At 68.8% G+C, this 21,642-nt stretch carries 23 protein-coding genes; 13 read left to right on the top strand and 10 right to left on the bottom strand.

Going from position 1 to position 21,642, the window contains the following annotated elements; translation table 11 throughout:
* Nucleotides 1-2: 2 nt before the first annotated feature.
* The 3 genes from lptE to V6U71_RS20600 are packed head-to-tail and all read right to left on the bottom strand — an operon-like array spanning nucleotide 3 to nucleotide 3,614.
* Nucleotides 3-551, bottom strand: a complete 549-nt coding sequence (lptE, locus tag V6U71_RS20610) for an LPS assembly lipoprotein LptE (RefSeq protein ID WP_411340152.1) — start codon at nucleotides 549-551, stop codon at nucleotides 3-5.
* Entirely contained in the window at nucleotides 551-3,100 is a 2,550-nt protein-coding gene (leuS, locus tag V6U71_RS20605; RefSeq protein ID WP_411340151.1) for a leucine--tRNA ligase, read from the bottom strand. The genes lptE and leuS overlap by 1 nt, the downstream gene beginning before the upstream one ends.
* Before the next feature lie 49 nt (nucleotides 3,101-3,149).
* A complete protein-coding gene (locus tag V6U71_RS20600) occupies nucleotides 3,150-3,614 on the bottom strand; it encodes a DUF3576 domain-containing protein (protein ID WP_054590468.1) in 465 nt (154 codons plus the stop codon).
* A 364-nt stretch (nucleotides 3,615-3,978) separates the two neighbouring features.
* Here V6U71_RS20600 and V6U71_RS20595 point away from each other — a divergent pair, with 364 nt between their 5' ends.
* Entirely contained in the window at nucleotides 3,979-4,605 is a 627-nt protein-coding gene (locus tag V6U71_RS20595; RefSeq protein ID WP_411340150.1) for a hypothetical protein, read from the top strand.
* Here the strand turns inward: V6U71_RS20595 and V6U71_RS20590 are convergent.
* Nucleotides 4,602-5,186: a thiamine phosphate synthase gene (locus V6U71_RS20590; protein ID WP_411340149.1), complete on the bottom strand. Its 585-nt coding sequence runs from the start codon at nucleotides 5,184-5,186 to the stop codon at nucleotides 4,602-4,604. The two genes, V6U71_RS20595 and V6U71_RS20590, sit on opposite strands and share 4 nt — an antisense overlap.
* A 59-nt stretch (nucleotides 5,187-5,245) precedes the next feature.
* Between V6U71_RS20590 and V6U71_RS20585 the strand changes: the two genes are divergently transcribed.
* The gene (locus tag V6U71_RS20585) at nucleotides 5,246-5,908 is read left to right on the top strand and encodes a YggS family pyridoxal phosphate-dependent enzyme (RefSeq protein WP_411340148.1); all 663 of its coding nucleotides are present in this window, start codon (nucleotides 5,246-5,248) and stop codon (nucleotides 5,906-5,908) included.
* A 9-nt stretch (nucleotides 5,909-5,917) separates the two neighbouring features.
* Here the strand turns inward: V6U71_RS20585 and chrA are convergent, their stop codons facing one another.
* Nucleotides 5,918-7,111, bottom strand: a complete 1,194-nt coding sequence (gene chrA / locus V6U71_RS20580; RefSeq protein WP_411340147.1) for a chromate efflux transporter — start codon at nucleotides 7,109-7,111, stop codon at nucleotides 5,918-5,920.
* A gap of 133 nt (nucleotides 7,112-7,244) precedes the next feature.
* On the bottom strand, nucleotides 7,245-7,751 hold the full coding sequence (locus V6U71_RS20575; protein WP_411342384.1) for a DUF4402 domain-containing protein: 507 nt from the start codon (nucleotides 7,749-7,751) through the stop codon (nucleotides 7,245-7,247).
* A 101-nt stretch (nucleotides 7,752-7,852) separates the two neighbouring features.
* Between V6U71_RS20575 and V6U71_RS20570 the strand changes: the two genes are divergently transcribed.
* The 5 genes from V6U71_RS20570 to V6U71_RS20550 all read left to right on the top strand — a co-directional run bounded on the left by V6U71_RS20570 (nucleotide 7,853) and on the right by V6U71_RS20550 (nucleotide 13,596).
* Nucleotides 7,853-9,013, top strand: coding sequence for a type III polyketide synthase (locus tag V6U71_RS20570; RefSeq protein ID WP_411340146.1), 1,161 nt, complete (start codon nucleotides 7,853-7,855; stop codon nucleotides 9,011-9,013).
* Nucleotides 9,010-9,723, top strand: coding sequence for a methyltransferase domain-containing protein (locus V6U71_RS20565; protein WP_411340145.1), 714 nt, complete (start codon nucleotides 9,010-9,012; stop codon nucleotides 9,721-9,723). Before V6U71_RS20570 ends, V6U71_RS20565 begins: the two co-directional genes overlap by 4 nt.
* Nucleotides 9,720-10,817, top strand: a complete 1,098-nt coding sequence (locus V6U71_RS20560) for an NAD(P)/FAD-dependent oxidoreductase (RefSeq protein ID WP_411340144.1) — start codon at nucleotides 9,720-9,722, stop codon at nucleotides 10,815-10,817. Before V6U71_RS20565 ends, V6U71_RS20560 begins: the two co-directional genes overlap by 4 nt.
* A 94-nt stretch (nucleotides 10,818-10,911) precedes the next feature.
* Nucleotides 10,912-11,319, top strand: a complete 408-nt coding sequence (msrB, locus tag V6U71_RS20555; protein ID WP_054732219.1) for a peptide-methionine (R)-S-oxide reductase MsrB — start codon at nucleotides 10,912-10,914, stop codon at nucleotides 11,317-11,319.
* 69 nt (nucleotides 11,320-11,388) lie between these two features.
* Nucleotides 11,389-13,596 (top strand): transglycosylase domain-containing protein, encoded by a 2,208-nt coding sequence (locus V6U71_RS20550; RefSeq protein WP_411340143.1) that lies wholly within the window; start codon nucleotides 11,389-11,391, stop codon nucleotides 13,594-13,596.
* On the opposite strand, the gene V6U71_RS20545 is transcribed toward V6U71_RS20550, so the two are convergent.
* From V6U71_RS20545 to V6U71_RS20535, 3 genes are read right to left on the bottom strand one after another with little or no spacing between them, the layout of a single operon-like run.
* Nucleotides 13,593-14,324, bottom strand: a complete 732-nt coding sequence (locus V6U71_RS20545) for a M48 family metallopeptidase (RefSeq protein WP_411340142.1) — start codon at nucleotides 14,322-14,324, stop codon at nucleotides 13,593-13,595. The genes V6U71_RS20550 and V6U71_RS20545 overlap by 4 nt on opposite strands.
* Complete coding sequence (locus V6U71_RS20540) at nucleotides 14,305-14,751, bottom strand: YcgN family cysteine cluster protein (protein ID WP_411340141.1); 447 nt, start codon at nucleotides 14,749-14,751, stop codon at nucleotides 14,305-14,307. The genes V6U71_RS20545 and V6U71_RS20540 overlap by 20 nt, the downstream gene beginning before the upstream one ends.
* A 2-nt stretch (nucleotides 14,752-14,753) precedes the next feature.
* Nucleotides 14,754-15,401: an SCO family protein gene (locus V6U71_RS20535; RefSeq protein WP_054589746.1), complete on the bottom strand. Its 648-nt coding sequence runs from the start codon at nucleotides 15,399-15,401 to the stop codon at nucleotides 14,754-14,756.
* Nucleotides 15,402-15,482: 81 nt separating this feature from the next.
* On the opposite strand from V6U71_RS20535, the gene V6U71_RS20530 reads away from it, so the two are divergent.
* Genes V6U71_RS20530 through V6U71_RS20515 form a run of 4 tightly spaced genes read left to right on the top strand, consistent with a single transcriptional unit; the run spans nucleotide 15,483 to nucleotide 18,521 of the window.
* Nucleotides 15,483-16,106: an ankyrin repeat domain-containing protein gene (locus V6U71_RS20530; RefSeq protein ID WP_411340140.1), complete on the top strand. Its 624-nt coding sequence runs from the start codon at nucleotides 15,483-15,485 to the stop codon at nucleotides 16,104-16,106.
* Between the two features lie 57 nt (nucleotides 16,107-16,163).
* The gene (gene ribB, locus V6U71_RS20525) at nucleotides 16,164-17,441 is read left to right on the top strand and encodes a 3,4-dihydroxy-2-butanone-4-phosphate synthase (protein WP_411340139.1); all 1,278 of its coding nucleotides are present in this window, start codon (nucleotides 16,164-16,166) and stop codon (nucleotides 17,439-17,441) included.
* Entirely contained in the window at nucleotides 17,441-17,866 is a 426-nt protein-coding gene (ribH, locus tag V6U71_RS20520) for a 6,7-dimethyl-8-ribityllumazine synthase (protein ID WP_411340138.1), read from the top strand. The genes ribB and ribH overlap by 1 nt, the downstream gene beginning before the upstream one ends.
* Nucleotides 17,859-18,521 (top strand): hypothetical protein, encoded by a 663-nt coding sequence (locus V6U71_RS20515; protein ID WP_411340137.1) that lies wholly within the window; start codon nucleotides 17,859-17,861, stop codon nucleotides 18,519-18,521. Before ribH ends, V6U71_RS20515 begins: the two co-directional genes overlap by 8 nt.
* Before the next feature lie 45 nt (nucleotides 18,522-18,566).
* Here V6U71_RS20515 and V6U71_RS20510 read toward each other — a convergent pair whose 3' ends face one another.
* Entirely contained in the window at nucleotides 18,567-19,652 is a 1,086-nt protein-coding gene (locus V6U71_RS20510) for an alkene reductase (RefSeq protein WP_411340136.1), read from the bottom strand.
* Between the two features lie 381 nt (nucleotides 19,653-20,033).
* Between V6U71_RS20510 and V6U71_RS20505 the strand changes: the two genes are divergently transcribed.
* Entirely contained in the window at nucleotides 20,034-20,942 is a 909-nt protein-coding gene (locus V6U71_RS20505; protein ID WP_411340135.1) for a DMT family transporter, read from the top strand.
* Nucleotides 20,943-20,947: 5 nt separating this feature from the next.
* Nucleotides 20,948-21,613 (top strand): COQ9 family protein, encoded by a 666-nt coding sequence (locus tag V6U71_RS20500; RefSeq protein WP_411340134.1) that lies wholly within the window; start codon nucleotides 20,948-20,950, stop codon nucleotides 21,611-21,613.
* The last annotated feature ends 29 nt before the right edge of the window (nucleotides 21,614-21,642 follow it).

Below are 21,642 nucleotides of genomic sequence, written 5' to 3'. Positions count from 1 at the left end.
AGCTAGGGCGATGGCGGCGTCGTTGCAGGCGCCGCAGCCGGGGCCGCGCCGCCGCGGTCGGCAAACACAGCGAGCCGCGCGACGATCTGGTCGGCAACCCCCGAGGCGAGCCGTTCGAGCGCCGAGCTTTCGGCCGCGATCGTCGCATATTCGCTGCCGACGACGTCGATCCCCGCATCGGCGGCGGCGGTCGCATCGAGCAGTACTTCGCCGCTCGCGGCATCGACGAGCTGATAGCGCGCGCGCAGGGTGCGGCGTTCGCGCGTCACCGCATCGTCGGCGCGGACGCCGAAGCCGGTGATCGAATCTTCGAGCCGGACGTCGAGCCGCAGCCTTTTGCCCTGCCCGCGCCCGCCCTCGGTCGCGACGAACCGGTCGCGCAGCGCGTTGCGGACGAGCCAGCCCGAATGCCCCTCGATCGGCGCGACGTCGATATCGGCAAGCACCGTCGCCACCGCCCCCTTGCTGCCGTTCGCGTAGAGCGGACGCAGGCCGCAACCGCCGATGGTCAGCGAGGCGGCGACGAGAGCGGAGACGAGGAGGGTGCGCATCAGGGTACGATATTGACCAAACGGTCGGGGACCACAATCACCTTCTTCGGCGTCGCGCCCGCGAGCAGCTCGACGATGCGCGGGCGCGCGAGCGCCGCGGCTTCCACCGCATCCTTGTCGAGGCCTTTGGCGAGCGTCATCGTATCGCGCAGCTTACCCGCCATCTGGATGGCGATTGTCACCTCGTCATCGACGAGCAGTGCCGGATCGGCGGCGGGCCACGCCGCGTCGGCGATCATCGCGGTCGGACGCTGACCGGCGGGCAGCGCCGCCCATGCCTCTTCGGCAAGGTGCGGCATCATCGGCGCGACGAGCAGGACGAGCGTCCGGCACGCCTCGGCGCGGGTTGCCGAGGGCTTCGCCTTTTCGATCTCGTTCGCGAGCGCATGGATTTTGGCGACCGCCTTGTTGAAGCCCAGCGCCTCGACATCGGTCGCGACGCCGGCGATCGTCTGGTGCAGCTTGCGCGCGAGGCTCATATCCTCGCCGCCGTCGCCGCTATTTTCGGTGTCGCCAAACAGCCGCCACAGCCGCTGGACGAAGCGCCACGCACCCTCGATGCCCGCCTCGCTCCACGGCAGGTCGCGCTCGGGCGGGCTGTCGGAGAGCATGAACCAGCGCACCGCGTCGGCGCCATATTGGTCGAGGATGGCGTCGGGGTCGACGACATTCTTCTTCGACTTCGACATTTTTATCACCCGCCCGACATCGACCGGCGCGCCATCGGCTTCGAGCGTCGCGCCATCGGCGGTGCGGGCGATCTCGTCGGGGGTGAAGAACAGCGGCGGCAGGCCTTCGCCCTGCGCGCGGCTATAGGTTTCGTGCGTCACCATGCCCTGCGTGAACAGGCTGGCGAACGGCTCCTTGATGTCGATCATCCCCAGCTTGTTGAGCGCGCGCGTCCAGAAGCGCGCATAGAGCAGATGGAGGATCGCATGTTCGATGCCGCCGATATACTGGTCGACCGGCAGCCAGCGGCGGATCACCTCGGGATCGAACGGCTTGTCCGCCGGCGCCGACGCGAAGCGCAGGAAATACCAGCTCGAATCGACGAAAGTGTCGAGCGTGTCGGTCTCGCGCACCGCCTCGCCGCCGCACGACGGGCATCGGGCATGCTTCCAGGTCGGATGGCGGTCGAGCGGGTTGCCGGGGACCGAGAAATCGGCGTCCTCGGGCAGCACGACGGGGAGCTGGTCCTTCGGAACCGGCAGCAGGCCGCACGCGTCGCAATGGATGAAGGGGATCGGCGTGCCCCAATAGCGCTGGCGCGAGACGCCCCAGTCGCGCAGGCGCCACACCGTCGTGCCCTTGCCCCAGCCCTCATGCTCGGCGCGCGCGATGACGGCAGCCTTCGCCGCGTCGATCGTCATCCCGTCGAGGAAATGGCTGTTCACCAGCTTGCCGGGGCCGACATAGGCCTCGTCGCCATGGAAAACCTGCCCCGTCTCGTCGCCGTCGGCGATCACGCGGTGGACGGGCAGGCCGTATTTTCGCGAGAAATCGAGGTCGCGCTGGTCGTGCGCCGGGCAACCGAAGATCGCGCCGGTGCCATAATCCATCAGCACATAATTGACGACCCAGACGGGCAGGTGCCAGTTGGGATCGAGCGGATGCTCGACCGAAATGCCGGTGTCGAAACCCAGCTTTTCGGCGGTGTCGATCTGTTCGGCGGCGGTGCCCTGACGCCGGCATTCCTCGATGAACGCCGTCAGCTCGGGCGAATCCTTCGCGAGTTTCTCGGCGAGCGGATGGTCGGGCGAGATCGCCGCGAAGCTCGCGCCATAGAGCGTGTCGGGGCGCGTCGTGAACACGTCGAAGCCGACCGCGCCGCCGGCGAGCTTGAAGCTGAACTCCAGCCCCTGCGACTTGCCGATCCAGTTTTCCTGCATCAGGCGGACCTTGTCGGGCCAGCTATCGAGGCCGCCCAGCCCTTCGAGCAGTTCGTCGGCAAAATCGGTGATCTTCAAAAACCACTGCGACAATTTCTTCTTCTCGACCAGCGCGCCCGAGCGCCAGCCGCGGCCGTCGATCACCTGCTCGTTGGCGAGCACGGTCATGTCGACCGGATCCCAGTTGACGTAGCTTTCCTTGCGCGTGACCAGCCCCGCCGCGAACAGGTCGAGGAACAGCGCCTGTTCCTGCCCGTAATAATCGGGTTCGCACGTCGCGAGCTCGCGGCTCCAGTCGATCGCGAGGCCGAGGCGCTTCAACTGGCCGCGCATCGCGGCGATATTGTCGCGCGTCCAGCCGCCGGGATGGACGCCCTTTTCCATCGCGGCATTTTCGGCGGGCATGCCGAACGCGTCCCAGCCCATCGGGTGCAGGACGTCGTGCCCGGTCATGCGCTTGAAGCGCGCAAGCACATCGCCCATCGCATAGTTGCGGACATGACCCATATGGATGCGCCCCGACGGATAGGGGAACATCTCGAGGATATAGGCCTTCGGCTTGTCGCCCGATTCATTGGTCGCAAAGCTGTTTGCGGCGTCCCATGCCGCCTGCCAGCGGGCATCGGCAGCCAAAGCGCCAAAGCGCGTTTCGCGGGTCATTTTTCTGCTACCCCGTTTTGTCTAGTCTGGCGCGATCCGCGCCTCTGGATCAGCCTTCGATGGCGCCGCGGCGCAGGTCGCGGGCGCGGGTGAGGATGATTTCCTCGAGCTTCTGCACCGTTGCCGCCTGCACCGGCGCGTCGACCCATACGCCGCCCTGCGACACCTGGCGCGACGCGGCGACGCGCAGTGCGTCGGCGCGCAGGTCGCGGTCGAGGATCGACACCGTCACCTTTAGCCGCTCGCCCGGATTCTGGGGATTGGCGTACCAGTCGGTGATGATGACGCCGCCCGACGAATCGGACGAAAGCAGGGGCATGAACGACAGGGCATCGAGCGAGGCGCGCCACAGATAGGCGTTGACGCCGATCGTCGTCACCTGGCTCGCGGCCAGATCGGCACGCGGCCGTTCCTTGCCGCCGCCGCAGCCCGCAAGGCCGAGCGCCGCGACGCCGAGCAGCGCGAGCGTGGCCGGACCGCGACCGGACGTGGCAAGAACCGAAAGCTTGAACATGCCGAAATACCTTATCTTGGGCGCCGCCGGGCAGAAGAAAATCCGGCCGCGCATACGGGAATTTCCAGCGTCTCTATCGCCCTTGCCGCCGTCCGGCAAGCGCGGCAATTTTGCGCTCGCGGCCATTCATGCATCGCTCATGCGGGCGCGAAACTGTGATCATCGCGCAACAACTCGGTGAAAAGCTGGCCTTGTGCGATTAATCGGTGTGGAATCACTGGCAATATCGCCGGACTCGTCCTATCTCCGACTCGATTGGGGATGGAGTCGCAGAGCAATGGCGCGGAAACCGCGACATTTTTGGAAAGCCGGTCTCGTCGCTGCGGCGGCGATTTCGCTTGCGTTGCCACCGGCACTGGCGGCGATGACGCGTGCCGACCGCATCCGTGACACCGCCCTTTCCGAAACATTGCTCGGCCAGTTCACGCCCGCTTCGGGCGACCCGCGCCTGATCGCGCGTTATTCCAAAATGTCGGCGGAAGCGCGCCGCAGCTTCATCTTCACCCCCGCGATCACCGACGACAGCCGCAAGAATCGCGCGATCACCGTCGTGATTCGCTCGCGCGACGACAGCTCGAGCGCAGCGCGCACTGCTGCCATCGCCAGCGGCCGCACCACCCCGGTCGCGATCGCCCCGGTCGCCTATAACCTCGGCGCTTCGGTCGGGTTCGAGAAATTCGTCACCCCGCAGCTCCCGCGCGGCACCGACCTCAGGAACCTGCCGGTCGCACGCGCGCCCGAACAGGCCGAGAAGAAGTCGCGCTTCGCGACGAAGATGCTGACGCGGCCGAGCGATCCCGCCGGCGCGACCGACCGCCTCACAGCGCCCGGCAACGACCAGACGGTCGATGTCGTCAGCAGCTATCGCCTGACCAAGAATATCGATGTCACCGCCGGCGTTCGCTATCGCAGCGACGACCGCGTCGAGCCGCTGACCGATTCGCGGCGCGACAGCCAGGCGGTCTACGTCGGGACCGCGTTCCGCTTCTAAACCCGGCGCTTCGCCGACTTTTCCACCCATGCATCGATCGCGGCCCAGCCCGGCATCCCGCCCGCGCGTTTGAGCTTGCGCGCGCGTGCCGGGGTCATGCCGCCCAACGCAACCGGCCGGGTGCCCGCCGTCCGCGCCAGCCGCAGCCACGCCGCCACGCCAAGCGCGGGGGCACCCGGATGCGAGCGTGTCGGGTAGAGCGGCGAGATGAAGACCGCATCTGCGCCGGCGCGGCGGGCGCGGCGCGCCTCGCGCGCGTCGTGAACCGGCATGGTCAGGATCAGGCCGAGTCGGCGCGCGCGCGCTGCGTCGCGGGCCAAGTGCTGGCGCAGGTGGACGCCGTCCATGCCCCAGCGCCGCGCTTCGGCCGGCGATCCGGCGAGCAGCAGCGCCAGCCGCCGCGCCCGCGCGATCCGCATCAGCTGCCGCGCGAGGCGCCAGCGCCGACCCTTCGCGAGGCCGTCGTGGCGCAGCACGATACCGCTGCCGGGCGGCAATCGCGCCGCCAGCGCCGCCATATCCTCCGCGATCCGTTCGTCGCTGAACAGCCATTGGCTCGGCAGGGGGTGGCGCCCGGTCATCGCGCTTTCTATAGGCGCGTCGCGGGCGCACGCAACGCGCCGCCGAGACAGGATGATTTATGAGCGAAGCGGCAGACAGGCTGGCCGGTGTCGAGGCGGCCATCGCGGGCGCGGCAAGCCGCGCGCAGCGGCGCGCGGACGACGTCACCTTGATCGCCGTGTCCAAGACCCACGACGCGGACGCGATCCGTCCGCTGATCGCAGCGGGCCAGCGCCATTTCGGCGAGAACCGGGTGCAGGAAGCCGCGGCGAAATGGCCCGGGCTGCAGCGCGAAACGCCCGGCATCGCGCTCCACCTGATCGGTCAGCTCCAGTCGAACAAGGCCGAGGAAGCGGTGGCGCTGTTCGACGCGATCCATTCGGTCGACCGCTCGTCGCTCATGCAGGCGCTCGGCAAGGCCTGCGCCAAGGCCGGCCGGCAGCCGCTACTGTTCGTCCAGGTCAATATCGGCGACGAGGACCAGAAGGGCGGCTGCGCGGTCGCCGATCTTCCGGGGTTGCTGGCGGAAGCAACAGAAGCCGGGCTGAAAATCGAAGGGCTGATGGCGATCCCGCCCGCCGAACTCGAACCCGCGCCTTATTTCGCGCTGCTCGACGAACTCGCCGAGCGCCACGGCCTGCCGCTGCGTTCGATGGGGATGAGCGGCGATTACGAAACAGCGGTCATGCTGGGCGCGACGCACGTCCGCGTCGGGACGGCGCTGTTCGGATCGCGGGAATAAGTCCCGCCGTTACAGGAGCAGCCAGCCGGCAACGGCCCCGCCCGCGACGACCACCGGGGTGACCCACGCCCCCTTCAACTGCCAGACGACGGCCAGCGCCAGAGCGAAGAGCACCACGGCAAGGAGCGTGTCGGGGACGCGTGCGCCGGTCGCCGCGCCGAGCTGGAAGAAGGTCGCGGCGATGATCCCGACGACCGCCGCCGCGACGCCCGCCAATATCCGGTGGAGCGCCGGATTTTCGACCACCGCCTCCAGCCGCTCGAACAGGATCAGCGAAAAGGCGAAGGCGGGCAGGAACATCCCCGCGGTGATCGCGAGCGCGCCGCCGACCCCGCCGGCGACATAACCGACGAAGGTGGCGAAGATGACGAGCGGCGCCGGCAGCACGCCGGCCAGCGCGATCCCGTCGAGAAAGGTCGCATCGCCAATCCAGCCGCGCCCCACCGTGTCGGCGCGAACATAGGGAATCGCCGTATAGGCGCCGCCGAAGGTCAGCAGCCCGCCCTTCAGACCCGCGACGAACAGCGCCGCGAGCGTCACCGGCGCTCCCGTTGCGATCGCGGCGTCCGCCCCGGGCATCGCGAGCAGGCGCGCGGCAAAGGCGACCGCGACCGCCGCAGCCAGGGTTATCGCCGCCAGCATCGGCCGATGCGAGCCGGCATAGACCAGCCCGCCGGCGACGAGCGGGATCCAGAACGGTACGCCCGCCAGCGTCGCGAGCAGGCAGGCGGCTGCGATCGCTGCGAGCAGCCAGTCCTCGACAATATGCTGACCGATCCGCACAACGGCGCGCAGAATGATCGCCAGCACGGCGATCTGCACCCCCAGCAGCACGCCCGATAGCCCCGCGTGGCCCGCGACCCATGTCGTATAGAGCCACCCCGCCAGCAGCATCAGCACGAGGCCGGGCAGCATGAAGCCCAGTCCCGCTAACAAACCGCCGATCCGGCCCCGCGCCACCATGCCCAGATGCACGCACAGTTCATGCGCTTCGGGTCCGGGCAGAACTTGCAGCACTGCGAGCAGGCGGTTGAAGCGCGCCGGAGCGATCCAGCGCTCCTCCTCGACCAGCGCCTGCCGGATCATCGCGATCTGCGCGACCGGCCCGCCGAAAGCGAGAGCGCCGAAGCGGAGGAATTTCAGGAACAGCGCCGCGAGGCCAAGCTGCGATGGACGAGATTCGGGAAACTGATCGGTGGCCATAAACGCTCCGTGCGCCGCAGATGCGGCGGGATGGAGCGGACTTGGACGGGCACCGTCTGAACGGGCGTCCGCGTCGGCCCGTTGCGGCCATATCGGCGAAAGCATGGCGCCGAGTCAACGCCCCGCTGGCGCGCTATTGATATTCGACCGTTACCGGAATCCGCCCGCGATAATCGCCGTCGTCGAGCGCGGCGATCTGCAGCCGGCCGCCGAAACGGAATTGCAGGCGCCCGTCGGGACCGAGCCGCGGCGCCGCCGCAAGGTCGGTGGCAAGGCCGGTGACGCGCGCGCGGCGGCCATTGCCCCCTTCGAGCTCGATCGTCGCGGGCAGGATGACGCGCACTTCTGCCCCCGGCGCGCCGCGCACCGTGACGGTGCCGGTCAGCGCAAAACCGCCAAGGTCGACGACATCGCCGCTGAGGCGGCGCGCGCCAGACACCGGATCGACCTCGACCGTGCCTCCCGTCGCCCCGACCGCGACGCGGCCCATGTCGAGCTGGGTTTCGACATCGATGCGCAGCGGCGTTTCGGCCTGGCGAGTCGATGCCGCGCCCTTCGCCCCGTCCGGGGCGCAGAGCAGGCACTGCGCCGTCGCTGCGGACGGCAGGGCGAACAGGGCCAGGCAAAGGAAAAGGCGCATTTTCACAGAACTGCGCCTATCATTTCATGGTTAAGCCTGCGTAAAGCCGGCGCGGCGCCAATTCGCTGGCCAGCCCCCTGCTTTTGGGTCACACCCGCGCGATGAACAGCTCCCCGCCGCCCGTCCGGCTGAACGCCCTCGCCACCGCTGTCCCGGATCACGACATCCACCGGCCGTTCATCGACTGGGCGACGCCGCGCCTCGCCGATACGCGCCTGCGCGCCCTCTTCGCGCGCATGGCGGCGCGGTCGGGGATCGAGCATCGCTGGTCGGTGCTGCCGCCGACCCCGGCCGGCGGCTCGCCGGTCGCGCCCGGCGGCTTTTACGACGTGCCAGGCCTGCCGCCGACCTCGGCGCGCATGGCGGCCTATGCGCAGCACGCGCCCGACCTTGCGATGCAGGCGGTCGGCGCGCTGGGCGACGCCTTCGATCCGGGGCGCATCACCCATCTCGTCACCGCGAGCTGTACCGGCTTCGTCGCGCCGGGGATCGACCAGATCCTCGCGCGGCGGCTTGGCCTGTCCGCCACCGTCGAGCGCGTGCTGATCGGCTTCATGGGCTGTTACGCCGGGATCACCGCGCTGCGCACCGCGCGCCATATCGTGCGATCCGATCCACAGGCGGTCGTGCTCGTCGTCAGCGTCGAACTGTCGACGCTCCACCTCAGCCTCGCCGACCAGCCCGAACCCCTGCTCGCGATGCTGCAATTCAGCGACGGCGCCGCGGCGGGGATCGTATCGGCCGCGCCGGGCGGGATTGCCCTCGGCGAGGGGGCCAGCCTTGCGCTGACCGACAGCGAGGAGCTCATCCGCTGGGACATCGGCGACAAGGGCTTCGAGATGGTGCTGTCGGGCGAGGTACCCGGACGGCTGCGCGAAGCGCTCGCCGCCCCCGGCGCGCAGCAACTGCTGTTCGGCGACGCTGGTCCGCCGCCGCTGCTCGCGGTGCATGCCGGCGGCCGTTCGGTGCTCGACGCGGTCGAACATGCGCTGGCGGTTCGTCCCGAAGCACTCACCGACAGCCGCTCGGTGCTGTCGCGCTTCGGCAATATGTCGTCGGCGACGATCCTCTTCGTCCTTGCCGACATGATGGCGCGCGGCGCGACGGGGCAGGGGATTGCGATCGCCTTCGGCCCCGGCCTCGCCGCCGAAGCGATCCGCTTCGAGAGCATGGGACCCGATATGTTCCCCGGCGAAAGCCGGGGCCCAGCAGCAACCGACGATGGACCCCGGCTTTCGCCGGGGAACACGGACGCCGAATGAACCCGTTCGCCAGCCTTGGCGCGCCGATCGAGCGCGAGGAGGAAATGGATGCGGTCGAACTGCCGCCCGAACGCTACGCCAGGGTTCTTGCCGACCTGTCGCGCGTCAACGCGCTGACCATGGCGCCGCGCCCGACGCTGGGCTTTCTGGAGCGGGTCCGGACGCGCGGGACCGGCGCCCGGCCATGGCGCATCCTCGACGTCGGCTTCGGTGCCGGCGACATGCTCGCCCGCATCGCGCGCTGGGGCGACAGGCGCGGCGTCGCGCTCGAGCTTGCCGGGGTCGACCTCAATCCGAAAAGCGCCCCCGTCGCCGAGGCGCGGCTCGGCGGGCGCGCGCGGCTGATCACCGGCGATTATCGCGATCTGGCGGGGCAGGGGTGGGATATCATCCTCTCGAGCCTCGTCACCCATCACATGACCTCCGGCCAGCGCACCGGGTTCTTGCGGTTCATGGAGGCCGAAAGCGCGCGCGGCTGGCTGGTCAACGACCTCCACCGCCAGCGCCTGCCCTTCATGGGCTTTCCGCTGCTCGCAGTGCTGGCGCTCGCCGACCCGATCGTGCGGCGTGACGGGCAATTGTCGGTCGGGCGCAGCTTCCGCCGCGCCGAATGGCAGGCGATGCTCGCGGCGGCGCTGCCCGAAAGCGCCGGCGCGTGCCGGATCTTCCGCAGCTTTCCCTACCGGCTCTGCGTCGAGCGTATCCGGTGAACGAGGCGATCGTGATCGGCGCCGGGCCCGCGGGGTCGGCGGCGGCGATCGGATTGGCGCGCGCGGGCGCGAAGCCGCTGCTGCTCGAACGATCGCGCGAGACCGGCGATGCGCTGTGCGGCGGCTTCCTGAGCTGGCAGTCGCTCGCGCGGCTGGAGGGGCTCGGCATCGACGCTGCTTCGCTCGGGGGCCAGCCGGTCGCACGGGTGCGCCTGTTCGCGGGCACGCGCCGGAGCGAAACGATGCTGCCCGCGCCCGCCCTCGGGGTTTCGCGCCGCCGCCTCGACACCGCGTTGCAGGCGGCGGCCGAGCGCGCGGGCGCCGGACTCGAACGCGGCATCCATGCCACCGCGATCGGTGACGGCGCCGTACAGACGCGCGACGGCGCCAGCCTCGCGGCGCCGTCGCTGTTCCTCGCCGCGGGCAAGCATGGCTTTCGGGGATTCCCCCGCGATCCCGCCGCATGGCAACGCCGCGACCCGGTGATCGGCCTGCGCCTGCGGCTCCCCGCGCACCCCGCGCTCGACCGGCTGGTCGGCGACGCGGTCGAGCTTCACCTGTTCGATCGCGGCTATGCCGGGCTGGTGCGGCAGGAGGACGGCAGCGGCAATCTCTGCCTCGCCGCGCATAAATCGCGGCTCGACGCGGCGGGAGGCGATCCCGCCGCGTTGCTCCGCGCGCTCGGCGACGCGCATCCGGCGCTCGGCGAGCGGCTGGCGCACGCCGACTGGACGCACAATGTCGATGCGATCGGCCATGTCCCCTATGGCTGGCGCGCGCAGAGCAGCGAAGCCGGCCTGTTCCGCCTCGGCGATCAGGCGGGGGTCATCCCCAGCCTTGCGGGCGAAGGCATGGGCCTTGCCTTTGCCAGCGCCGCTGCGGCGGTGGCGGCATGGCGCCGCGGTGGTCCCGGTGCCGCGCCCGCTTTCCAGCAGCGGCTGGCAAGCCGCATGGCGCGGCCCTTCGCGCTCGCGAATATCGTCTGGCGCGCGAGTGAAAATCCGTATCTCGCCGGCGGTGTGATCTCGCTCGCAGCCTCGCTGCCGCGGCTCGTGCAATGGGTATCGCACGCAACGCGCATCCGGGGCGCTTGAGCGGCTTGCCCTTGCCGCCGGGCGCTTTCGGTCCGATATTATCGGCAACGATGGCGGTCCCGGGATCGGGACGCCTGAAAAGGAGCTTTTCCGCATGACCGACCCGAACACCGAAAAGACCCTCGACCCGATGGCGCATCATGTGCTGCGCGAGGGCGGCACCGAACGCGCCTTCACCGGCAAATATACCGACCACAAGGGCGACGGCATGTACCGCTGCGCCGGCTGCGGCGCGCCGTTGTTCGACAGCCGCACCAAATATGACAGCGGTTCGGGCTGGCCGAGCTATACCGCGCCGGCCGAAGGCGCCGCGGTCAGGGAACTCAGCGACACCAGCCACGGCATGGTCCGCACCGAAGTGCGCTGCGCGACGTGCGAAGGCCATCTCGGCCACGTCTTCCCCGACGGCCCCGGGCCGACCGGGCTGCGCTATTGCATCAACAGCGCGGCGCTTGACTTCGCCGACCGCGGGCAGGATGACGCAAGCACCGGCAAGGACTGAACCCCTTCGCCGGGGGGCTGACGATCAAGGGCCGCAGACAGGGCGCGGCGAGGGAAGGAAAACAACGCTTTGCGCCGCGAACGACAGCAGGCATCGTCGGGTAAATCATCATCTGCGGGCAAAGGCAGCGGCGCGTCCCCGAAGGGCGAGCCGCCGCGCTGGCGTGTCTGGTTGCGCCGCCTGTTCCGCTGGGGACTCGGGCTCGCGCTCGTCGGCGCGGTCGCGGTGGCGGTCGCCGTCGGCATCGCTGTGCAGCGTATCCCGAGCTTCGAGGAGCTCAAGAAATCGCCCGCCGGTCAGACGATCCGCATCCATGCCGCCGACGGCACCGTCTTTCTGTCGCTCGGGCCCAATTACGGGCGCTGGCTGACCCTGCGCGAAACGCCGCAGGTGATGCAGGACGCGATGGTCGCGGTCGAGGACCGGCGCTTCCGCTATCATCCCGGGGTCGATCCCGTCGGCATGGCGCGCGCTGCGGCGGTCGCGGTGAAGAATCGCGGCAGCGGCCGCCGCCTGCAGGGCGCCTCGACGATCACCCAGCAGCTCGCACGCAACATCTTCCTGTCGAACAGCTACACCTGGACGCGCAAGATGCGCGAAATGGTCCTCGCACTGGCGCTCGAATGGAAATTCTCGAAAGACGAGCTGCTCGAACTCTATCTCAACAAGGTCTATTTCGGCGGCGGCAGCTATGGCATCGACGCCGCCTCGCGGCGCTTCTTCGGGCATAGCGCGACCGAAATGTCGCTCTCGGAGGCGGCGGTGGTCGCGGGGCTGGTCAAGGCGCCGTCGCGCTATTCGCCGACCGCCGACGCGCAGGCGGCGCTGGGCCGCGCGGGGGTCGTGCTGGACGTCATGGTCGACGCGGGGGTGATCACGCAGGCACAGGCGGATGGCGCCGAGCCCGCCAACGTCCAGCTGGCAGCGGAAACGGGGCAGAACAGCGCGCGCTATTTCACCGACTGGGCGCTGCCGCAGCTCGACATGCTGATCGACGAGGGCAGCGAGGCTTTGGACGTCTATACGACGATCGACCTCGGCATGCAGCGCGCGGCGACCGCATCGATCCAGGCCAATGTGCCGAAGGGCGTGCAGGGCGCTCTTGTCGCGCTCGACCGCGACGGTGCGGTGCGCGCGATGATCGGCGGCACCGACTATGTCACCTCGAACTACAACCGCGCGACGCAGGCGCTGCGCCAGCCGGGGTCGGCGTGGAAATTGTTCGTCTATATGGCGGCGCTCGAATCGGGCTATAAGGTCGACGACGAAGTGGTCGACGAACCGGTGACGATCAACGGCTGGTCGCCGCGCAACTCGTCGGGGCGCTTTTCGGGTGCGATGACGCTGCGCACCGCCTTCGCCTATTCGGTCAACACCGTCGCCGCCAAACTGGGCGACGAGGTCGGCTTTTCGGCGGTCGCCAATATGGCGCGCCGCTTCGGGATCACGACGCCGGTCAACACCCACCCGTCGATGGTGCTCGGCAGCGCCGAGGTGCGCGCGATCGACATGACCGCCGCCTTCGCCGCGGTGGCGCGCAAGGGTGTATCGGTGCAACCCTATGGCATCACCAAGGTCACCACTGCCGACGGCCGTCTGCTCTACCAGCGTCCAGCGGAGCGCGGGCAGGTGCTGGTCGACAACTGGGTCGCCGCGGGCATCACCGACCTCCTGCAGACCGCGGTCGCGACCGGCACCGGCAAGGCGGCGCAGATCGGCCGCCCCGTCGCGGGCAAGACCGGCACGACGTCGAGCAACAAGGACGGCTGGTTCCTCGGCTTTTCGAGCGGCATCACCACCGGCGTCTGGATGGGCCGCGACGATGCGAAACCCGTCGGCGGGCTGCAAGGCGGCCGCGCGCCGGCCAAAGCCTTTGCCGATTTCATGCGCGTCGCGGTCGCGCGGCGTCCCGTCGAGGCCTTCGATACCGAGGTCAAGCTGCCCGAATGGCAGCTCGAGGAAGAGGATGACGCCTATTTCGGTGCCCCCGAAGAAGGCGGCGGCGGACTGACCGACGAGAATGGCATGCCGATCGAACTGCCCTATGACAGCCGCCCGCCGCAGGGCGATGCCCCGCCGGCGGCGCCGTCGCAGGACGACGGGCCGGTGCTCAACCAGCAGTGGATCGAGGAGCAGACGGGCCGGCGACCGCCGCCCGAAAACGGCGCCGCGCCCAAGGCGCCACCGCAGACGAAAGCGCCCGCACAGCCAAAGGTCGTGGTCCCCCCGGTGGTGAAAGCACCCCCGCGCGAACCGGCGCGGACCGACGGCAACTAGGCCGTAAACCGGTAGCGGTGCAGCCCGCGCCCTTCGCGGCGCAGCCAGCCCCGCGCCGCGGCGACATCGCCGTCGTGCAGTTCGTCGACCAGCGCGTGGAAATCGGACCCATGGTCCATGTGCCGCAGATGCGCGACTTCGTGCGCGACGGTGGCGCGGCGGACGTGCGCGGGCGCCATCACCAGCCGCCAGCTATAGCGAAGGTCGCCGGTCGCGGTGCAACTGCCCCAGCGGCTGCGCGGATCGCCGACGCCGACACGGCCGACCACCAGCCCGGCGCGCGCCGCGATCGCGCGGCTTTCGCGCTCCATCAGCGCCAGCGCCTCGGCCCTCAGCCAGCGCTCGACGCGCCGCCCGACGGTTTCGCGCGGCCCGCCGAGGGTGAGCGCCTCATCGTCCAGCCGCACCGCGCGCGGCGCCGCTGCCGACCAGTCGATGCGGCGGAGGGCACCGAAAACGGGGACCGCCGCACCGGGCCCGACAAGCACCGGCAGCGCCGCCTTACCGACCTGTTCGGCGAGCCAGTCCTGTTGTTCGCTCGCCCATTTGAGCGCGCGCGCGGCGTTGGCGCGGCGCGGCAGGGTCAGGCGCAGCTCGCCGCGCGGCGCGTCGAACACCAGCCGGTAGCGGCGCGACTGCGCGTGATGGACAAGCCGCACCGGCCAGGCTTCGTCGCCGACCAGGATATGCGGGCCCTCTGCCCGGAAATCAGACGATGCGTTCGACAAGGTGATTCTCGAGCGGCCCGGCCATATCCTCGCTAACCGTCCAGCCGACGATCGATTCGCCGGCGCGGTGGACAGCATCGCGGTCGCCGCAAACCAGATAATGCCAATCGGGCAAGGGCTCGCCTTCGGCGCGCAGGCGATAGGCGCAGGTTTGCGGCAACCATTCGATGCCGTCGACCTTGGCCTTGGTCAGCGTCAGGCAATCGGGGACGTGGCGGCGGCGATGCTTGTAATCGCCGCAGCGCGCGGTTTTGAGATCGAGCAGCCGGCACGCGACATTGGTCGGATAGATGCGGCCGCTATCCTCATCCTCCAGCTTGTGCAGGCAGCATTTGCCGCAACCGTCGCACAGCGCCTCCCACTGCCCGGCGTCGAGGCTGGCGAGCGGCGCTTCCCAGAAGGGGCGCTGCGATGTCGCCCCCGCCATGGTCACTTGACCCACTTCGCCAATTCGGCGGCGACCTTGTCGGGCGCGCCCTCGTCGGGATCGGTCGACGGGTCGTCGAGCGGCACGAGCGCCAGCGGCTTGCCGTCGGGGTCCATCAGAAAGGCAAGCTGGCTGTGCGCCATCAGATAACGGTCGGGCGCCGAGCCCTCGACCTTGTGATAGGTGACGACATAGGCCTTTGCGACCGCGGCGATCTGCTCGGGCGTGCCGGTCAGTCCGAGCAGGCGCGGGTGATAGCGCGCCACGAAGGGCTTCAGCGCTTCGGGCGTATCGCGGGCCGGATCGACGGTGATGAAGAGCGGCGCGACCTTGGCGCCGCGCGCCGCATCGGCCTTTTCGAATTGCGACAGGCCGCGCATCAGCTTTTGCAGGTCGACCGGGCAAATGTCGGGGCAAAAGCTGTAGCCGAAATAGACGAGACGGTATTTTCCGGCGAAATCGCTGTCCTTGACCGTCTTGCCATTCTGGTCGGTCAGCGTGAACGGGCCGCCGATCCGCGCCCCTTCGAGCGGCGGCTTTGCGGCGGGCGGCGACGCGGCGGGACCGCCGCATCCGGCAAGCGCCGCGGTAAAGAACAGCAGCAGGCTTGAACGGACAAGCTTTTGTCCCATAATTGCGATATTCATCATGCGGCCAGCCTTGGTCGGCTAGCCGCCGAAAATCAACCTTTGCGTCGCATCGCGGCGCACACCGCCAGGGGTCGCCCGCATATGTTCCGACGCGTGAAATTCCGTTTCATCGCACCCTTGCTCGCCGTGGCCATCGGTGCCGGGGCGTTTGCCGCGTCGCCGGCGCTCGCGCAGTTCCGTGGCGGCTTTGCGTTCCTGCAGGCGGTCGAGAACCGCGATGGCACCAAGGCGACCGACGCGCTGAAGGACGACGCAACGCTCGTCAACACCCGCCACCCCGACCGCGGCGAGACCGCATTGGCGATCGTCACCAAACGCCGCGACACGAGCTGGCTGCGTTTCCTGATCAGCAAGGGCGCCGATCCCTCGATCGCCGACCGGCAGGGGGTGACACCGCTGATGCACGCGGCGCTGCTCAACTATGTCGATGGCGCGCAGGAATTGCTCGATGACAAGGCGCCGGTCGACCAGGTCAACCGCCGCGGCGAAACCGCGCTGATCCTGGCGGTGCAGGCAAAAAATGCGGCGATGGTCCGCCTGCTCGTCAAAAACGGTGCCAACGCCGACAAGGCCGACCATATCGCCGGCATGTCGGCGCGCGACTATGCCAAGCGCGACGACCGGACTGGCCAGCTTCTCGCCCTGATCGACGCCAAGCCCGATGGCGTGCCCCGTGATAATAGTGCGGTGTTCGGGCCGAAATAACAGGAACAATGTGATTGTCTGATTGACAATCACATTTCAGTGTGAGACACCCCCGACATGTCTACACAGCTCATCGACCGCATTCGCGGCATCGTCGACGACGGGACTATGTCCCGTTCGGGTCTCGCACGCGCCGCCGGCCTGCACGCCAACAGCCTGCGCGACCTCGATTCGCCCGGCTGGAACCCGACCGCCGAGACGCTGCGCAAGCTCGAAAACTGGCTTGCGAACGGCAGCGACCTGTCGCCGATGGCCAGCCCCGAGGAAATCATTGCCGAGGCGCGCAACGGCCGCATGTTCATCCTCGTCGACGACGAGGATCGCGAGAATGAGGGTGATCTGGTCATTCCGGCGCAGATGGCGACCCCCGATGCGGTCAATTTCATGGCGACGCACGGCCGCGGGCTGATCTGCCTGACGCTGACCAGGGCGCGCGTTGACCTGCTCGGGCTCGAACTGATGAGCCGCGCCAACGGCACGCGCCACGAAACGGCGTTCACCACCTCGATCGAGGCGCGCGAGGGGGTCACCACGGGCATTTCGGCCGCCGACCGCGCCCGCACCGTGTCGGTGGCGATCGACGGCGCCAAGGGGCGCGACGATATCGTCACCCCCGGTCATGTCTTTCCGCTCATTGCCCGCGACGGCGGCGTGCTCGTCCGCGCCGGTCATACCGAGGCGTCGGTCGACATTGCGCGCCTCGCCGGGCTCAACCCGTCGGGCGTGATCTGCGAGATCATGAACGACGACGGGTCGATGGCGCGCCTCGACGACCTCATCCCCTTTGCGCGGCGCCACGGCCTCAAGATCGGCACGATCGCCGACCTGATCGCGTATCGCCATCGCAACGACCGGCTGGTCGAATGCGTGTCCGACGAACCCTTCGAATCGGATTATGGCGGCGACTGGCGGCTCAAATCCTATCGCAACAAGGTCGACGGCAGCATCAACATGGTGCTGCAGAAGGGCGCCGTCGATCCCGAGGGCACAACGCTGGTGCGCATGCACCCGGTGTCGCTGCTCGACGACCTGATGGGCCGTCCCGGCGCTCGCAAGCGCCGCCTGCAACGCTCGATGGACGCGATCGGCGAAGCGGGATCGGGGGTCATCGTCCTGCTGATGCGCCCGCTGCCCGGGTCGGCCGAGGCCGAAGCGACACCGCCGCCAAGCGGCGGCATGGACCTTCGCACTTACGGCATCGGTGCCCAGATCCTCGCCGACCTTGGCGTCCATGCGATGGAGCTGCTCACCCCCTCGCACAACAATCTCGTCGGTCTCGAAGGCTATGGCCTGTCGGTCGTCGGCGAACGCTCGATCCCCGGGGAGGCCGCATAATGGCGCATGTATTGATCGTCGAAGCCCGCTTTTACAGCCACCTCAACGACATGCTGATCGACGGCGTCAAGAGCGCGCTCGAGGCCGAAGGGCATAGCCACGAGACGGTGACCGTCCCCGGCGCGCTGGAAGTGCCGGCCGCGATCTCGCTCGCCGCCGACAGCGGCCGCTACGACGCCTATGTCGCCCTAGGTGTCGTGATTCGCGGCGAAACCTATCATTTCGAGGTGGTCTCGAACGAAAGCGCGCGCGGCATCATGGCGCTGACCCTCGACGGCCTCGCGATCGGCAACGGCATCCTCACGGTCGAAAATGAAGAACAGGCGCTTGCGCGCGCCGACAAGACGCGCAAGGATAAGGGCGGCGAAGCGGCAAAGGCCGCGCTCGCGATGCTGGCCCTGAAGGAGCATTTCGGCATTGGTTGACAGACCGCCTCCCAGCCGCTTCTCCGTCGTCGAACGCGGCGGCCGGCTGGTGGTCATCGACCGGGAGACGGGACAGACCCCGCTCAGCGCCGCCGAGCGCATGGATATATACGACCGCAACCTCGGGGTCGAACCGATCCGCCCCGCGCGGACCAGCGCCACCCCCGACATGTCCGCGGCGGCGCGTGCCGAATCGGGGCTGAGCGCGCGTCCGGCGCCTGTGCAAAAAGCGGCGGCGTCTGCCCCCGCCGCAGCCGAGAGCAGCCAGGGACGGATGGCCGCGGCGATCGCCGAACGCAACAAGCGGCCGTGGAACCCCACGCCGAACGACCGCCCCGCGCTGAAATCGACGAGCGCGCCTGCGGCCAGCCGCCCGGCGCAGGCGGCAGGCGGCGGCCGCAAGACGATCGTCACCGGCAAATGGTGGGATGCGAAGGGACCGCGCACGATCGAACTCGGTCCCAAGGGCCAGCAGGTGCTGAGCGGCGGCTTCGTGACCGTGTTTTTTGTCGCCTTGTTCGCCTCGATCGTGGCGTTGTTTATCGCCCCGGTCATCTTCTTCGTCGGCGCCTTCCTGCTGTTCCGCTTCGGCAGCAACGTCCTCGGCCCGATCGGCGCGGGGATTGTCGACAAGGCGATCGCCGAAAGGAACTAGCAGGAAAAATCCTCCCCGCCGTTTGCAGCGGGAAGGACCGGCAGCTTACGCCGCGACCAGCGCGGGATAGTCGGTGTAGCCTTCTGCCCCCGGCGAATACCAGGTCTGCGGATTGTCGGCGGACCATTCGGCCCCGGCGCGGATGCGCTCGACCAGGTCGGGATTGCTGATGAACGGCCGGCCAAAGGCGATGGCATCCGCGGCGCCGTTCGCCAGTGCCTGCTCGGCGAGCGCCACGTCATAATCGCTGTTGAGGATCAGCGGCCCCTTGAACGCCTGCCGGATCGCCGGCGACTGCTTCGGCACGTCGGTGCGCCCGAAGGTCCCATCGGGGCCGGGTTCACGCAGTTCGAGGAAGGCGATGCCGAGCGCATCGAGCGCCGCGGCGGCCGCAGGGAACAGCGTTTCGGGCGCGCTGTCGTCGACGCCCTGCGTTTCGCCATTGGGCGACAGGCGGACCGCGACGCGGCCCTTGCCCCAGACGCCGATCAGTGCCTCGGTCACTTCGCGGAGCAAGCGGATGCGATTCTCGACCGGACCGCCGTAATCGTCGTCGCGCAGGTTTGACCCGTCGCGCAGGAACTGGTCGATCAGATAGCCGTTGGCGCCGTGGAGCTGCACCCCGTCGAAACCGGCGCGCTTCGCATTTTCGGCCGCCTTTACATAATCGCCGATCAGCCGCGGAATCTCGTCGAGGCGCAGCGGGCGCGCTTCCTCGAGGTCGCGGCGTCCGACCGGCGTGTGCGCGCGGCCGGTACCCGTCGTCGCCGAGGCCGAGACCGGCTGTTTGCCGTCGTTGAACACCGAATGGACGAGCCGCCCCATGTGCCAGAGCTGCGCGACGATGCGCCCGCCCGCAGCATGCACCGCTTCGGTCACCGGCTTCCAGCCTTCGACCTGCGCGTCGGTCCAGAGGCCGGGCGCGCTCGGCCAGCCGAGGCCTTCCTGCGAAATGCCCGTCGCTTCCGAAATGATCAGCCCCGCCGAAGCGCGCTGCCGGTAATAATCGCGCGCCAGTTCGTTGGGGACGAAACCCGGCCCGGCCCGCCCGCGCGTCAGCGGCGCCATGATGATGCGGTTCGGCGCCGCGATGGCACCCAGCGAAATCGGATCGAACAGCGATGCGGTCATATTTCCTCCATCTGTCACTTTCCCCGCGACGGCCCGCCGGGCTGCCGCTATGCGCCCGAAGCTATGGACGCTCGGGCGCCAAGGCAATGGTGGGTAGCAAAAGAAAATCTAGTGTCTGTCCTAATAAGATTGAGGCATCGTGATTGCCCTGGGAAGTTTGCCGGCAAGGAGCGACGCGCCGCAAGGGCTGGTGGCCCCTGCCAGCGACGCGACGAAGTCCGGCGGGCTTCCCAGGGCAACCGCTCCGCGGCGGGCCGATTTTGGCCCAGGGCTGCGTTGCTCGTTGGTCACTATGCTTTGGCATGGCTCCCTCCTCGCTCCTTGCCCTGGGCCAAAATCGGCTCCGTCACGACGCCTCAATCTTATTAGGACAGACACGCTATGACAGCGAAGATCGAAGGCATCGACACGGCGGAGGGCGCCGCGCCGCGGAGCCGCTGGGCCTTTGCCGCGCTGCTTTTCGGCAATATCGCGCTGTCGCTCGGCGCCATGCTCGTGCGACTTGCCGACACCGGCCCCGTCGCCTCGGCCTTCTGGCGCCTGTCGCTCGCCCTGCCGCTGCTGGCATTATTCGCCTGGCGCGAAAGCGAGGGCCGATTGCCGCCGCGCCGTGCGGTGATCGTCACGGCGGCCGCGGGCATCTTCTTCGCGCTCGATCTCGCCGCATGGCACCTCGGCATCCTGCAGACCAAGGTCGCCAACGCGACGCTGTTCGGCAATTGCGCGAGCCTGCTGCTCGTCCTCTGGAGCATCTTCCTGACCCGCACCCTGCCGCGCGGCTGGCAAGCGCTCGCCATCCTGCTCGCCTTTGCGGGCTCGGCGCTGCTGATGGGGCAAAGTTACGAGCTATCGCCCGACTATTTGGTCGGTGACCTGCTCAGCCTGCTCGCCGGGGTGCTCTATACCGTCTATGTCATCCTGATGCAGCGCGTGCGCGGCACGCTCGCGCCGTGGACCGCCCTCGGCATCTCCTCGTTCTTCAGCGCTCCGATCCTGCTCGGCGTCGCGCTTGCCCTCGGCGAATCGGTCGTGCCGCACAACTGGACGCCGCTGATCCTGCTCGCGCTGACCAGCCAGGTCATCGGGCAGGGACTGATCATCTGGTCGCTGCCGCGCTTCTCGCCGCTCGTCCTCGGGCTGACGCTGCTCGTCCAGCCGGCATTCGCGGCTTTCGCGGGCTGGTGGGCCTTCGGCGAAACCCTCGGCCCGATCGACCTGTTCGGCGGGATGATGGTCGGCGCCGCGCTGGTATTGATCCGGTTGCCGAGCCGCACCGCGCAGCCTATCTGATGGCTATGGCTTCCATCCTGCCCGCCGATCCCACCCTCGACGAGATTCGCGCCGCGCTCGCGCCGCTGATCGCCGGGAACGCCGCGTTCGACGGGTTCGGCGACACCGCGCTCATCGGAGCTGCCGCGCGGGCCGGCGTCGATGCCGACGTCGCACGGCTCGCCTTTCCCGGCGGCGGCCGCGATATGGTCGACGCATGGTTCGCCGACATCGACGCGCGCATGGCGGCGAAATGGCCGGCGGAAAAGCTTGCGACGCTGAAGATTCGCGAACGCATCACGACATTGGTGGAAACGCGCATCGACCTGTTGGGGCCCGATCGCGAATCGCTGCGCCGCGCGCTGGCGCTCCTCGCGCTGCCGGGCAATGCGCCGCACGCCGCAAAGCTCGGCTGGCGCGCCGCCGACCTGATGTGGCGCCTCGCCGGCGATACCGCGACCGACTATAATCACTACAGCAAACGCGCGATCCTCGGCGCCGTCTACGCCTCGACGATGGCGGTGTTCCTGAACGACGACAGCGACGGTTTCGCCGACACCCGCGCCTTCCTCGCGCGGCGGATCGACGCGGTGATGCGCTTCGAGGGCTGGAAATACCGCCGCGCCGCGAACCGCATCGCCCGACCCAGCCTCGCCCGCTTCGTCGGCCGTCTCCGCTACCCGGGACGCTGATCGGCCGACGATAAAGAACTGGCGTCAAG

Source organism: Sphingopyxis sp. J-6, assembly GCF_046603995.1.
GTDB lineage: Bacteria > Pseudomonadota > Alphaproteobacteria > Sphingomonadales > Sphingomonadaceae > Sphingopyxis.
Note: the sequence above shows the minus strand (reverse complement) of the source record. Positions and strands in the feature narration are given on the sequence as shown.